Origin of the sequence: Peterkaempfera bronchialis (genome assembly GCF_003258605.2) — a bacterium.
In the GTDB taxonomy this organism is placed as follows: Bacteria; Actinomycetota; Actinomycetes; order Streptomycetales; family Streptomycetaceae; genus Peterkaempfera; species Peterkaempfera bronchialis.
Genome location: NZ_CP031264.1, coordinates 1,178,919 through 1,191,967, shown reverse-complemented (window position 1 = coordinate 1,191,967; position 13,049 = coordinate 1,178,919). Strand labels below are relative to the sequence as shown.

Sequence of the window (13,049 nt, the reverse complement as noted above, 5' to 3'; positions counted from 1 at the left end):
CATTCCACTGTTGACATGTCGTGGCCGGACCTTCTAGCTTTGACATGTCGCTACTGGAACCTGAGGAGTCCGGACATGCGTTACCTCCGCACCTTTCTGCCGTGGATCGCCTTCGCCGTCATCGCCACCAAGGGCGACTGGCGCTACGGCGCACCCGCCGCGCTGCTGCTGGCGGTCTGGCTGCTGCTCTCCGACCGCCGCGCCGGGCGCGGTGCCGACGAGCTGGTGATGGAGATCAGCGCGGCCTTCTTCTTCGCGGTGCTCACCGCCTTCTCCTGGGCAGTGCCGCACTCGCCGCTCACCCCCTACGGCCCGGCGCTCGCCATGGGCTGGCTGGCGGTCACCGCCTGGGGCTCGATGGCCGTCGGCCGCCCCTTCACCCTCGGCATCGCCCGCACCATGACCCCGCAGGAGCTCTGGGACCACCCCGGATTCCGGCACGCCAACGTGGTCATCACCGCCGTCTGGGCGGCGTCCTTCACCGCCACCGGCGCGGCGCTCGCCGTCCTGCTGGCCGCCGCCCCGCACGCCACCGCCGCCGTGATCACCGTCAAGCTGCTGGGCTTCGCGATCCCGGTGGCGTTCACCTTCCAGTACCGCAAGGCCGCCGCCCGCCGCCGCGCCGCAGCCGCCCTCACCCCGTCCGCCTGACCGGCGCGAACGGTTCAGACACCGCCTGCAACCCCGCCACCCCAACGGAGGCCCGCCATGACCGAGCAGCAGACCAGCGCCCCGTACTACCTCGAAGGCCATCTGTCGCCCGTCCCCGACGAGACCGACGCCACCGGGCTGGAGGTCGTCGGCACGCTGCCCGCCGAGCTGGACGGCCGCTATCTGCGCAACGGCCCCAACCCGCTCGCCGGGCAGGACGGCGGCCACTGGTTCGCCGGCCACGGGATGATCCACGGGGTACGGCTGCGCGACGGCCGCGCCGAGTGGTACCGCAACCGCTGGGTCCGCACCCGGAAGCTGGAGGGCGCCCCCTTCGTCCGCGACGATTTCACCCTGGACCTGGCCGCCACCCCCGCCAACACCCATGTGGTGCGGCACGGCGAGAAGCTCCTCGCCCTCTGCGAGACCGGTCTGCCCTATCGGCTGACCCCGGAGCTGGACACCGTGGGGCCGGAGGACTTCGGCGGCCGGCTGCGCACCGGTATGACCGCCCACCCCAAGGAGGACCCGGTCAGCGGTGAGCTGCACTTCTTCGGCTACGGCTTCACCGCGCCGTACCTCACCCACCACCGGCTCTCGGCCGACGGCCGACTGCTGGAGAGCCGCGAGGTGCGGGTGCCCGGGCCGACCATGATGCATGACTTCGCCCTCACCGAGCGCCATGTGATCTGGCTGGACCTGCCGGTGGTCTTCGACCTGGCGCTGGTCGGCAGCGGTATGCCCTACCGCTGGGACGAGGGGTACGGGGCCCGGCTCGGCGTGATGGAGCGCACCGGCAGTGCCGAGGTGACCTGGTACGCCATCGACCCCTGCTATGTCTTCCACATCGGCAACGCCCATGAGGACGCCGACGGCCGCATCGTGCTGGACGCGGTGCGCTACGCCCCCGAGTCCTTCGCCGCCCTCTGGTCCAGGGTCGGCGGCGCCGCCGACCCCGCCGCCGCAGCCGCCGCCACCGGGGGCGGCGCCCTCCACCGCTGGACCCTCTCCCCGGCCGACGGCTCGGTGCGGGAGGAGCGGCTGGACGACCGCGCGGTGGAGTTCCCCACCCATGACGACGCCCGGACCGGCCGTGCCCACCGCTATCTGTGGACGGTCTCCGACGATGCGGTGGTCAAGTACGACATGCGTACCGGTGCCGCCCGCGAGCGCGCGCTGGGCGCGGGGGACGCCCCCGGGGAGGCGGTCTTCGTCCGCGCGGCCGGAGCGCACGGCGAGGACGAGGGGTGGCTGCTCTCCCTGGTCTCCGACCGCGCCGCCGGTCCGGCCCGGCTGGTGGTGCTGAACGCGGCGGACCTCTCCTTGCAGGCCGAGGTGCGGCTGCCGCGCCATGTGCCGGCCGGGTTCCACGGCAGCTGGATCCCGGAGGAGCCCCGGGGCTGACCCCGGCCGGTGGAGGGCAGGGCCCGCGCGGGGCGCCCTGCCCTTCCGCCGTATCCGACGGTCCGTCACTTCGCCCTTGCCGCAGCCCCGGTCGTTTGGTTTGATCGCATGAGAGCGCTCCCACGGACTATGCCCCTGGCAACCCCAGGAAGGACCTCGGCATGCTGTATCAGCCCCCGACCGACAGGGCCCGGCGGGCCCCGCTCATCCGCGGCTACCTTCCCACCGACCGGGCTTCCGTGTACGAGGTGTGCCGGCGCACCGCTGCGGCGGGCGCCGACGCCACCGGCCACTACCGGGACCCCGACCTGATGGGCGACATCTTCGCCGGGCCCTATCTGCAACTCGAACCGGAGCTGGCCTTTGTGCTGGACGACGGTACGCAGGCGGTCGGCTATGTCCTCGGGACCTCGGACACCGCCCGCTTCGCCGCCGCCTTCCGCCGGGCCTGGCTGCCCAGGGTCGCCCACCGCCACCCCGCCCCGGACGGCCGGCCGAGCGGCCCGGACGAGGAGATGGCCGCCCTGCTGCACCTGCCGGAGCGCATGGTCGTCCCCGGTCTTGAGGAGTACCCGGCCCACCTCCACATCGACCTGCTGCCCGCCTATCAGCGCTCCGGGTACGGTCGCGCCCTGCTGCTCACCTTTCTCGGCGCTGCCCGCCGCTCCGGCGCCCGGCAGGTCCACCTCGGCATGCTCACCGAGAACACTGCGGCCCGCTCCTTCTACGACCGCCTCGGATTCCATGAGATCGCCGTCCCCGACGCGGGCCCGCTGACCTATCTCGGCCGGTCCACCGAGACCGACGACTGAACCCCGGGGGAGGACGTCCCGGGCGAGGACGCCCCGCGTGCGGCCGTGAGGCGGGCGGGGTGCTCTGGTGTGACATCGGCCAGGTTGGTTGAAACTCGAATCAGATGGCGCTACGGTGGGGTTGTAGTTGAAGGCTAAACCTTTGGAGGACGCCATGGGCCTGTTCAACCGCACCAAGACCGACGACGACGCCACCACTCCGGCCGCCGCCCCCGCAGGGCAGGACCTGTCGGCGCTCACCGGCGACTACACCATCGACGCCACCCACAGCAGCATCGGCTTCACCGTCCGCCACGCCATGGTCACCACCGTGCGCGGCGAGTTCGGCGAGTACGAGGGCAAGCTGCACCTCGACGGCGCCGACCCCGCCCGCTCCACCGCCGAGCTGGCCATCAAGGTCGCCTCCATCGACACCAAGCAGCAGCAGCGCGACGAGCACCTGCGCACCGGCGACTTCTTCGAGGCCGAGACCCACCCGGAGATCACCTTCCGCAGCACCGCCGCCGAGCGCGTCGACGACGAGACCTACCGGATGACCGGCGACCTCACCATCAAGGGCACCACCCGCCCGGTCACCCTCGACCTGGCCTTCAACGGCTCGGCCACCGACCCGTTCGGCAACCTCCGGGTCGGCTTCGAGGGCGGCACCCAGATCAACCGCAGCGACTGGGGCCTCACCTACAACGCGGCCCTGGAGGGCGGCGGCGTGCTGATCAGCGACAAGGCCAAGCTGGTCCTGGACATCTCCGCGATCAAGAACGCCTGACCTGCCGCACCCCCGCTGCACAGGCAGAACGGCCGCCGCCCACCGCACCGGTGGGACGGCGGCCGCCGGGTATCCGCGGTGGGTCAGCGCCCCGGCACCGGGATGCCGCCCTCGACCGTGATGCGGTCGATCTCGGCCAGCTCCTCGTCGGAGAAGTCGGCACCGCCCAGAGCGGCCAGGTTCTGCTCCAGCTGGGCCACGCTGCTCGCCCCGATCAGCACCGAGGTGACCCGCCGGTCGCGCAGCAGCCAGGTCAGCGCCAGCTGCGCCAGCGTCTGGCCGCGCTCCCCGGCCAGCTTGTCGAGGGCGCGGAGCATGGTGAGCCGCTGCTCGGTGAGCGCATCCCGGGTGAGGAAGTGGCCCACCGCCATCCGCGAGTCGGCGGGCACGCCGTTGAGGTAGCGGTCGGTGAGCAGGCCCTGTGCCAGCGGCGAGAACGCGATCACGCCCGCCCCGACCTCGTCGGACCGCTCCAGCAGACCGCCCTCGACATCCCGGTTGAGGATCGAGTAGGCATGCTGGTTGATCAGCAGCGGGGTGCCCAGGTCGCGCAGGATCGCGGCTCCCTCGGCCATCTGCTCCGGGCTGTAGTTGGAGAGCCCCGCGTACAGCGCCTTGCCCTGGCGCACGGCCGAGGCCAGCGCACCCATGGTCTCCTCCAGCGGAGTGTCCGGGTCGGGGCGGTGCGAGTAGAAGACGTCGACGTGGTCCAGGCCCATCCGGGCCAGCGACTGGTCCAGGCTGGAGAGCAGGTACTTGCGGGACCCCCACTCGCCGTACGGGCCGGGCCACATGTCGTAGCCCGCCTTGGTGGCGATGAAGAGCTCGTCGCGGTAGGGGCGGAAGTCGGCGGCGAAGTGGCGGCCGAAGTTGGCCTCCGCCGAGCCGGCCGGCGGGCCGTAGTTGTTGGCCAGGTCGATATGGGTGATGCCGGCGTCGAAGGCGCGGCGCAGCACGGCCCGCTGGGTCTCCAGCGGTGCGGTGTCGCCGAAGTTGTGCCACAGGCCGAGCGAGACGGTGGGCAGCAGCACGCCGCTGCGGCCGCTGCGGCGGTACTGCATGGTGCCGTAGCGATCGTCGGCTGCGCGGTACGGGTGCGGGTCGGACATCAGGGGTTCCTTCTCGGCAGGGTGCGGATCTGCACGATCAAGCTACTACGCGCGATCGAACAGCCGCCCGCACTTCCGCCCGGCGCGGACCTGGGGGGATGGCCGGGGTGGCGAACCTCCGAGCGGGCAGGCCGAATGGTCCGGCCGGGCCCTTGCCGAGGGGAGTCCGGCGAGTCAGGGGAGGACGTCGACGTCGGCGGCGCGGGCCTCGATCTCGGCGGCCTCGGCGTGCAGTGCCCGGCGGCGGCGGGCCAGCACCACGCCGGAGACGGCCGCCGCGACCGCGACGGCGGCGATGCCCGTGCCGGGCCGGTCGAGGCGGTGGCCCAGCAGGTGGTCCAGCGAGTAGCGGCCCGCGCCGGTGAGGGCCAGCGCACCGGAGGCGGCGCCCAGCAGGACCGGGTACTCCAGGCCGCCGCCCGCCGCGAAGAAGCCGTTGGGGGCGTGCACCGCGGCGGCGGCCGTCATGGTGCCCAGGCCCGCCGCACCCGCGGCCGGGGTCGCCGCCCCCAGCACCAGCAGCGCACCGCTGCCGGCCTCGCCCAGGCCCGCGGCGAGCGCGCTCTGCCGACCGGGGCGGAATCCCATCTGGTCCATGGCACCCGCCGTGCCGTCCAGGCCTCCACCGCCCAGCCAGCCGAAGAGCTTCTGTACGCCGTGCGCCACCAGCACACCGCCGAGGGTCACGCGCAGCACCAGCAGGCCGGTGTCTCGTGAGTCCGCACAGGTCATCTCTGCCTCCCGGTCCATGGCAGCAGGGGCCGTCCGCTGGCACCGTAACCCGCGCCGTCCGGGGGCGCCCGTCGGTGGAGCGGCCGGGCCGTGCGCTGCGGTGCCGCTGCCGGGTCCGGTGCCGGGTCCGGTGCGGGGAGCGGGGACGCATCACCGCAACCCGCGTGAAACCACCCGGCGGCCCGCGCCGACCCGGCCGGGGGCTGGTCCCGGCGACCGTTGATCGTTTAGTCTTGCCGCTATGAACCCGCTGGTCAGCCCCCGCTATCCGGATCCTGTGCGCTCCGTGCGCAGATCCTGTCACCGCCACGGCTGACCCTGTGCCTCCGCCCGTACCCGGGCAGGCGCTCCCTTGTGATCCGGCCCCGCGCCGCCGCCACATCCGGCGCCGTCGCGGCGCGCCCTGGCCACCGCCGGGCGCCGCCGGATCCTCCTCCCCCCGGAATCCCCGCGTGACGACACCGCTGTGCCGTCCTCGCCCAGGGGCGATCCAAGCCCGGGGGAGGGCCTGGAACGGCCTTCCCGAGTGATGCCGCTCACAGGCCCGCAGCGGTCAACGAGGCGCGGTAGTTGATCCGCCGTACCGACGCCTCCCTTCATCTGATCTTCATCATGGAGGGAATCGGCCGCCCTCCGCCGCAGTCGGCGGCTGCCGCCCGTTCTGCCAGGTCAGAGGGGGGAAGCGGGCGGATGCGGGGAAATTTCCACCATGAGGTTTCAGGGCCATGAGGCCGGGTACGCCGCGCCGTCCGCCGCACTCACCGGGGAAGCGCCGCCTACGATCGGCGGCCGTAGCAACGGGTCTTGGATCGTTCCCGGCGCGGGGCTAAGACTGTGCCCAGTTGCTAGGCGCCCCGCCCACCGCACCGCCCGGACCACCGGGCAGCGGACGTGCGGGGCGTGCCCGTCCGGCACCAACCGAAACCGGGGTGCCCCCGGTCCTGGCGCCACCAAGGCTTCTGCGGCCCTGTGCCGCGACGCCGCCGTGCGCACCAGGGCCGAGCCAACCGATTGAGGTCTTCCCCCCATGCGTCTTCCCTCCATAACCGGCCGACTGCGCCGGAGTACCGCCATCGCCCTCACCGCCGCCGGCCTCGCCTCCGCCGCCGCGATGGCGGTCCCCACCAGCGCTTCGGCGGCCGCCCCGACCGCGCACGAGGCCCATGTGGCGCACCTGGCGCATCTGCACCACCTGCATGTGCTGCACGTGGCGCACCTCAACACCAAGGCCCGTGCCGCCGCCGACGCGGTGTCCAAGGCCGAGCAGGCCCGCCTGCACCGGCTGCACATCGCGCACCTGAACACCCAGGCGCGCATCGCCGCCAACGAGGCGGCCTCCCGCAACGCCCACCGGGCCCCGGTGACCCCCGTCACCGACACCAGCCCGAGTGCGGTGAAGGAGCTGGCCCGCTCCATGGTTCCGGCCAGCCAGTGGGCGTCCTTCAACGCCATCATCACGCATGAGAGCGACTGGAACGTCCGGGCCACCAACCCGTCCTCCGGCGCATACGGCCTGCCCCAGGCCCTGCCCGGTTCCAAGATGGCGTCCGTCGCCTCCGACTGGCGGACCAACCCGGTCACCCAGATCAAGTGGGGCCTCAACTACATGAACGAGCGCTACGGCAGCCCGAACGCCGCCTGGGCCTTCTGGCAGACCCACCACTGGTACTGATCGGCCCACCGCTGCCGATCGACCCTGATCGACCGGTGCGCTCCACGGCCGCGCCCCACCCCGCCTGCCGGGGCGGGGCGCGGCCGTCCGCCGTTCCTCGCCCCGGCGGCCGGTCCGCCGCCAGGCGGTACGGTGAAGCCCGACGACCCGGGCGAGAGGGCGGATGTGGCAGAGCGGCAACACATACGGTCGGCCGCCGATGCGGTGGGCGACTCGCGGATCCGGGCGTTCGGAGTCCTGCTGGGCACCGCCGCGCGCCTGGAGCGGCTGCTGGGGGGCGCCATGGAGCGGGAGAGCGGCATCAGCCACCCCATGTTCGAGGTGCTGCTGCATCTGGCCGCCGCCCCGGAGGGGGTGCCCATGGGCGACCTCTCCAGAGACCTCGTCCTGACCAGCGGCGGTGCGACCCGGCTGGTGGACCGCATGGTCGCCGCCGGACTGGTGGAGCGATGCCGCTCGCAGAGCGACAAGCGGGTGCAGCTGGTCACCCTCACCGGGGAGGGGGAGCGCACGCTGGTCGCGGCGGCCCGCCGCCATGTCCGGGAGCTCGACCGCCATGTGTCCGGCACGCTGAGCCCCGCGCAGGCCGCCTCGATGCTGGACGGGCTGGACCGCCTCGGCCGGCACGCCCGGGAGGCACTGCCCCCGCTCGGCTGACTCCCGCTCGGCCGACTCCCGCTCGGCCGACTCCCGCTCGGCCGGCCCGCCCCCGGCCGACCTGCTCAGTCGATCGGGTGCAGCCGTCCCGTGTGCAGCTCGCCCACCCGGCCGCCCTCGCCCTCGTACGTCCAGAAGACCCGGACGGTGAGGTTGGCGAGGTCCATCACATGGCTGACGGTGAGCCCGCTGCGCTCGGTCCAGTTGACGAAGTAGACCTCCGGTGCGACCTCGGCCACATGGAGCGCCACATCGTCCCCCTGGCCCGCCGACTCGCCCAGTCCCTCCCAGCGGAGCCGGCTGCCGTCGGCGGAGTAGGCGTTGCGGAACTCCGCGCCGTTGTCGACGCGGAAGAGGTACGTCCGGCCGGCGAAGGCCGGCAGCGGTGCTCTGTCGCTCATGGTCCTGCGGCTCCCCGGATCAGGCGGCGGACGGCGGTAGGGGCCGCCTGGGGTGACGATATCGTGGCCGCCGCGCCGCCCGGCCGCCCGGCCGGGCGCGGGGGATGCAACCACTGGCCCCCGCCGATCGGCGGTGACGGTTTCCCCCTGAGCGGCGACACCGTCCCCGCCCGGTGGGGTAAAGCTTGTTCAGGGGAGGAGCCGGCGGTACTGGTGCCGCCGGTCACGCGCGGGGGTTTCCCGCCGGGGGGACGGAGCGACCGGAGATCATGGGTCTGACAAGTCGAACGCTGCTGATCATTGCGATCCTCGCCGCCCTGGGCTGCGTGGTGGGCACGGTATGGATGTGGCCGAGGCTGGCCCGGCGGCACTGGGCCGCCGTACTGGGACGGCTGGGCACCCTCATGGCCACCCAGCTGGCATTCCTGGCGGCCCTGGGGCTGGCCGCCAACGGCTACTTCGGTTTCTACGCCTCCTGGCGCGACCTGCTGGGCACCGGCGCCGACCAGCCGGTCGCCGTGCAGAACCACTTCGGGACGGGCACCCCCGCCGAGCACACCGCCGACCCGGCCCCCGGAGTCGAACCGCTCGGCAAGGTCCCGCTGACCGGCCCGGACGGCGGGGCGCCCCGGGAGGCCGGGATGATAGAGAAGGTCAGGATCGCCGGCGGGCGCTCCGGCCTCTCCAGCGAGGGCTATGTCTATCTGCCCCCGCAGTACTTCCGGCCCGGCGGGCAGCACCGGCGGCTGCCGGTGGCGGTGGTGCTCACCGGCTACCCGGGCGACGCCCGCAACCTGATCACCCGGCTCGACTACCCCGGTGTGGCCCTCGACCGGATCAGGGCCGGCCGGATGCAGCCGACGGTGCTGGTCCTGCTGCGGCCGACGGTCGCCCCGCCGCGCGACACCGAGTGCGTGGACGTCCCGCACGGCCCGCAGGCCGAGACCTACTTCGTCCGGGACGTCCCGCAGGCCGTCGCCGCCGCCTACCGGGTGGCCACCGGACCGCGCAGCTGGGGTGTGATCGGCGACTCCACCGGCGGGTACTGCGCGCTCAAGTTCGCCCTCCGCCATCCCGACGTCTACGGGGCGGCCGTCTCGCTCTCCGGCTACTACCACGCGGCCCACGACGCCACCACCGGCGACCTCTTCGGCGGCAGCGTCCGGCTCCGCAGGGAGAACGACCTGATGTGGCGGCTGAGGCACCTGCCGGTACCGGAGGTGTCGCTGCTGGTCGCCACCAGCCGGGAGGGCGAGGGCGACTACCACGCCACCCAGCGCTTCATCGCGGCGGCCACCCCGCCGCTGCGGGTCTCCTCCATCATCCTGGGGAGCGGCGGCCACAACTTCCGCACCTGGCGCCAGGAGCTCCCGGTGGCGCTGCCCTGGCTGGCCGAGCACCTGCGCGCGGGCTGACGGCGCCCGGCCGCCGCCCGCTTGCCGCCGCCCGCGCGCCGAGGTCGGCGGGTCGGGGTCAGCGCGCCGGGGTCAGCGGGTCGGGTCCAGCAGCAGCTTGCCGACGGTGCGGCGGGCCCGCAGGTCCCGATGGGCGCGGGCCGCCTCGCTCAGCCCGTACGCCTCGCCGACCTGCGGCCTCAGCCGACCGTCCGCCGTCATGGCCATCAGCTCGGCCATCGGCTCGGCGACCATCCCGGGCCTGCCGACGGCGTGCATCAGCCAGAAGCCCACCACCGACCGGGAGTGCGCCATCAGCTGCGCCGCCCGCACCGGGGTCGGGGGCACCCGGGAGGCCATGCCATAGGTCACCAGGCGGCCGAACGGTGCCAGCGCGGCCAGCGAGGCGTCGAAGACCGGTCCGCCGGTCATCTCCAGCACCACGTCCACGCGGTGGCCGCCGTTGGCTTCCACCAGGCGCTCCGCAAGCCCCTCGGGGGCACCGTCCACGGCGGCGTCGGCGCCCAGCTCCAGGGCCAGCCTCCGCTTGGCCTCGGAGGAGGCGGTGGCGATCACCCGCCCGGCGCCGAAGCGGGCCGCCAACTGGACGGCGAGCGAGCCGGTGCCGCCCGCCGCCGCGTGCACCACCACCGACTCGCCCTCGGCGATCCGGGCGCAGGTGCGCAGCAGGTGCCAGGCGGTGAGGCCCTGCACCACCAGGGCCAGCGCCTGACCGTCGGTCACCCCGTCGGGTACGTCATGGGCCAGGGACTCCCGGACCACGGCCTTCTCCGCGTAGCCGCCGTTCTCGGTGAGCGCCACCACCCGGCGGCCCTCCGGGGTCCGGCCGACCACCTCGGCGCCCGGCACCATCGGCAGGGCGGACCGGGACAGATAAGAGTCCTCGACGGTGTGCGTGTCGGCGTAGTTGACCCCCGCCGCCGCCACCTCCACCAGCAACTGCCCGGGCCGGGCCACCGGGTCGGGCAGCTCGACCGGCTTCAGCACCTCGGGCCCGCCGAACTCGGTGATCCGTATCGCGCGCACCGCGACTCCCTCCACACTGCTACCGACCAGTAGGTATGTGATGAGCGTACCGGGCCGTCGGGCGCGTGCCCAGGGGCATTTCCGCGATGTCTCGTATGGTGATATCTGATTCTCAGGAAGTGGGACGAGCATCTATCGTCGTGGTGACCGGAACCGCATCGACCAAGGTGGCTTCCCATGACGTCGAAGGCTGTCTACACCCATGGATTCCACGCCAGCGTGCTGCGCTCGCACACCTGGCGCACCGCCGAGAACTCGGCCGGCTACCTGCTGCCGCACCTCACCGCCGGCGCGGCCGTGCTGGACATCGGCTGCGGCCCCGGCACCATCACGGCGGACCTGGCCGAGCGGGTCGGCAGCGGGCGGGTGACCGCCGCCGACGCCTCCGAGGAGGTCCTGGCCCAGGCCCGGCGCACCGTCGCCGACCGGGGGCTCGCCAATGTCGACTTCGCGGTGGCCGACGTCCATGCACTGGACTTCCCGGACGGCTCCTTTGACGTCGTCCACGCCCATCAGGTACTCCAGCACGTCACCGACCCGGTACGGGCGCTGCGCGAGATGCGCCGCGTCTGCCGACCCGGCGGGCTCGTCGCCGCCCGGGACTCCGACTATGCGGCGATGACCTGGTATCCGCAGGTCCCGGCGCTCGACACCTGGCTGGACGTCACCCGCGCCGTCTCCGCCTCCAACGGCGGGCAGCCCGACGCGGGACGCAGGCTCTTCTCCTGGGCGCTGCGGGCCGGTTTCACCGAGATCACCCCGTCCGCCTCCACCTGGTGCTTCGCCACGCCCGAGGACCGGGCCTGGTGGAGCGGGCTCTGGGCGGAGCGGATGACCGCCTCCGCGATTGCCCGGCAGGCGGTCGCCGACGGCCGCGCCACCGAGGACGACCTGCGCCGCATCGCCGACGGCTGGCAGGAGTGGGGCGCCGCCGAGGACGGCTGGTTCGCCGTGCTCAACGGCGAGATCCTCTGCCGCGCCTGACCCCCGGCCCGGTTCTTCGTCAGTCGGCGGCGGCGCGGGAGGCCAGCTCCCGTGCCGCCGCCGCGCACGCCCCGGCGACGGCCTCCTCCGCCACCCGTACCAGGCGGCCGTCCTCCACCACCGGCAGCCCGTCGACCAGCAGCAGGGTGAGCGGCGGCAGCGCGCCCATGGCGAGCGCGGCCACCGGGTCGGCGATGGAGGAGTGCATCACCCCGTCCACCTTCCACAGGGCCAGGTCGGCGAGCTTGCCCGGCTCGATGGAGCCGAGCTCCGCCTGCCGACCGAGCACCCTGGCCCCGCCCATGGTGCCCATCCGCAGCACCTGACGGGCCGTCATCGCGCCCGCGCCGCTGCGCAGCCGGTGGACCAGCAGCGCGGTACGCAGCTCGGTGCCCAGCTCGCCGGACTCATTGGACGCCGTGCCGTCCACCCCCAGCCCCACCGGCACCCCGGCGGCCAGCAGCTCCGGCACCCGGGCGATCCCGGCGGCCAGCCGGGCGTTGGACGACGGGCAGTGCGCCACCCCCGTCCCGGTCGCGGCGAACCTGGCGATGTCCGCGTCGGCCAGATGGACGCAGTGCGCCATCCAGACGTCCTCGCCCAGCCAGCCGACGCTCTCGAAGTACTCGGTCGGCCGCATCCCGAACCGCTCCTCGCAGAACCGCTGCTCCTCGGCCGTCTCCGACCCATGGGTGTGCAGCCGCACCCCCTTGCGCCGGGCCAGCTCCGCCGCCTCCCGCATCAGCTCGCTGGTGACCGAGAAGGGGGAGCACGGGGCGATGGCGATATGCAGCATCGAACCGAAGGAGGGGTCGTGCCAGCGGTCCACCGCCTCCTCACTGGCGGCCAGGATCTCCTCGGTCCGCTCCACGGCGGAGTCCGGCGGCAGCCCGCCGTCGCTGCGCCCGCGCGACATGGAACCCCGGGCCGCCGTGAACCGCAGGCCGAGTTCCGCCACCGCCTCGATCTCCGCGCCCAGCAGATCGCCGCCGCCGCGCGGGAAGACATAGTGGTGGTCCGCCGCCGTGGTGCAGCCGGACTTCAGCAGCGCGGCGGCCGACCCCTGCGCCGCCGCGTGCACCAGCCGGTCGTCGATCCGCGCCCAGATCGGATACAGCGCCACCAGCCAGTCGAAGAGGATGCTGTCCTGGACCAGGCCCCGGGTGATCCACTGGTAGAAGTGGTGATGGGTGTTGACCAGCCCCGGAGTCAGCAGATGGCCCGTCCCGTCGACCCGGCGCACCGCCTCTCCGGGCGCCACCGGGGCCGGACCCGGCCCGACGGACTCGATCAGATTGCCCGCCACCACCACATGCCCTCGGGGGTACTCGGTGGAGTCCGCGTCCACGGTGGCGACGGCGCAGTTCTCGATCACGGTGCGGCGTACCGGCGGCGATGGCTGCGCGGCCATGGGCGGCTC

Annotated in this window: 13 protein-coding genes; 8 read left to right on the top strand and 5 right to left on the bottom strand. The window is 73.4% G+C overall.

Translation table 11 applies throughout. The annotated features are described in order from the left end of the window. Nucleotides 1-75 precede the first annotated feature (75 nt). From C7M71_RS05190 to C7M71_RS05175, 4 genes are all read left to right on the top strand, one after another. Nucleotides 76-651, top strand: a complete 576-nt coding sequence (locus C7M71_RS05190) for a hypothetical protein (RefSeq protein WP_111489318.1) — start codon at nt 76-78, stop codon at nt 649-651. Nucleotides 652-708: 57 nt separating this feature from the next. Then, the gene (locus tag C7M71_RS05185) at nt 709-2,055 is read left to right on the top strand and encodes a carotenoid oxygenase family protein (protein WP_111489317.1); all 1,347 of its coding nucleotides are present in this window, start codon (nt 709-711) and stop codon (nt 2,053-2,055) included. A gap of 161 nt (nt 2,056-2,216) precedes the next feature. Further along, the gene (locus C7M71_RS05180) at nt 2,217-2,867 is read left to right on the top strand and encodes a GNAT family N-acetyltransferase (protein ID WP_111489316.1); all 651 of its coding nucleotides are present in this window, start codon (nt 2,217-2,219) and stop codon (nt 2,865-2,867) included. Between the two features lie 154 nt (nt 2,868-3,021). Then, a complete protein-coding gene (locus C7M71_RS05175) occupies nt 3,022-3,633 on the top strand; it encodes a YceI family protein (protein ID WP_111489315.1) in 612 nt (203 codons plus the stop codon). An 83-nt stretch (nt 3,634-3,716) separates the two neighbouring features. Here C7M71_RS05175 and mgrA read toward each other — a convergent pair whose 3' ends face one another. Together mgrA and C7M71_RS05165 are read right to left on the bottom strand one after the other, a co-directional pair. Continuing rightward, nucleotides 3,717-4,742: an L-glyceraldehyde 3-phosphate reductase gene (gene mgrA / locus C7M71_RS05170; protein WP_111489314.1), complete on the bottom strand. Its 1,026-nt coding sequence runs from the start codon at nt 4,740-4,742 to the stop codon at nt 3,717-3,719. A gap of 174 nt (nt 4,743-4,916) precedes the next feature. After that, nucleotides 4,917-5,474, bottom strand: a complete 558-nt coding sequence (locus C7M71_RS05165; protein ID WP_114914202.1) for a DoxX family protein — start codon at nt 5,472-5,474, stop codon at nt 4,917-4,919. Between the two features lie 1,027 nt (nt 5,475-6,501). Here C7M71_RS05165 and C7M71_RS05160 point away from each other — a divergent pair. After that, nucleotides 6,502-7,146, top strand: a complete 645-nt coding sequence (locus C7M71_RS05160) for an aggregation-promoting factor C-terminal-like domain-containing protein (protein ID WP_229758550.1) — start codon at nt 6,502-6,504, stop codon at nt 7,144-7,146. 204 nt (nt 7,147-7,350) lie between these two features. After that, nucleotides 7,351-7,803: a MarR family winged helix-turn-helix transcriptional regulator gene (locus tag C7M71_RS05155; RefSeq protein WP_229758549.1), complete on the top strand. Its 453-nt coding sequence runs from the start codon at nt 7,351-7,353 to the stop codon at nt 7,801-7,803. Between the two features lie 65 nt (nt 7,804-7,868). Here the strand turns inward: C7M71_RS05155 and C7M71_RS05150 are convergent, their stop codons facing one another. Further along, nucleotides 7,869-8,204 (bottom strand): MoaF-related domain-containing protein, encoded by a 336-nt coding sequence (locus tag C7M71_RS05150; protein WP_111495493.1) that lies wholly within the window; start codon nt 8,202-8,204, stop codon nt 7,869-7,871. A gap of 269 nt (nt 8,205-8,473) precedes the next feature. Between C7M71_RS05150 and C7M71_RS05145 the strand changes: the two genes are divergently transcribed. Further along, nucleotides 8,474-9,619 carry an alpha/beta hydrolase gene (locus C7M71_RS05145; protein ID WP_114914201.1) on the top strand — a complete coding sequence of 382 codons (1,146 nt, stop codon included), beginning with the start codon at nt 8,474-8,476 and terminating at the stop codon, nt 9,617-9,619. Between the two features lie 72 nt (nt 9,620-9,691). On the opposite strand, the gene C7M71_RS05140 is transcribed toward C7M71_RS05145, so the two are convergent. Then, nucleotides 9,692-10,645, bottom strand: coding sequence for a quinone oxidoreductase family protein (locus C7M71_RS05140; protein ID WP_114914200.1), 954 nt, complete (start codon nt 10,643-10,645; stop codon nt 9,692-9,694). A 177-nt stretch (nt 10,646-10,822) separates the two neighbouring features. On the opposite strand from C7M71_RS05140, the gene C7M71_RS05135 reads away from it, so the two are divergent. Continuing rightward, the gene (locus C7M71_RS05135; RefSeq protein WP_111494769.1) at nt 10,823-11,629 is read left to right on the top strand and encodes a methyltransferase domain-containing protein; all 807 of its coding nucleotides are present in this window, start codon (nt 10,823-10,825) and stop codon (nt 11,627-11,629) included. Between the two features lie 19 nt (nt 11,630-11,648). On the opposite strand, the gene C7M71_RS05130 is transcribed toward C7M71_RS05135, so the two are convergent. Then, on the bottom strand, nt 11,649-13,040 hold the full coding sequence (locus C7M71_RS05130) for an 8-oxoguanine deaminase (RefSeq protein WP_111494771.1): 1,392 nt from the start codon (nt 13,038-13,040) through the stop codon (nt 11,649-11,651). Between the last annotated feature and the right edge of the window lie 9 nt (nt 13,041-13,049).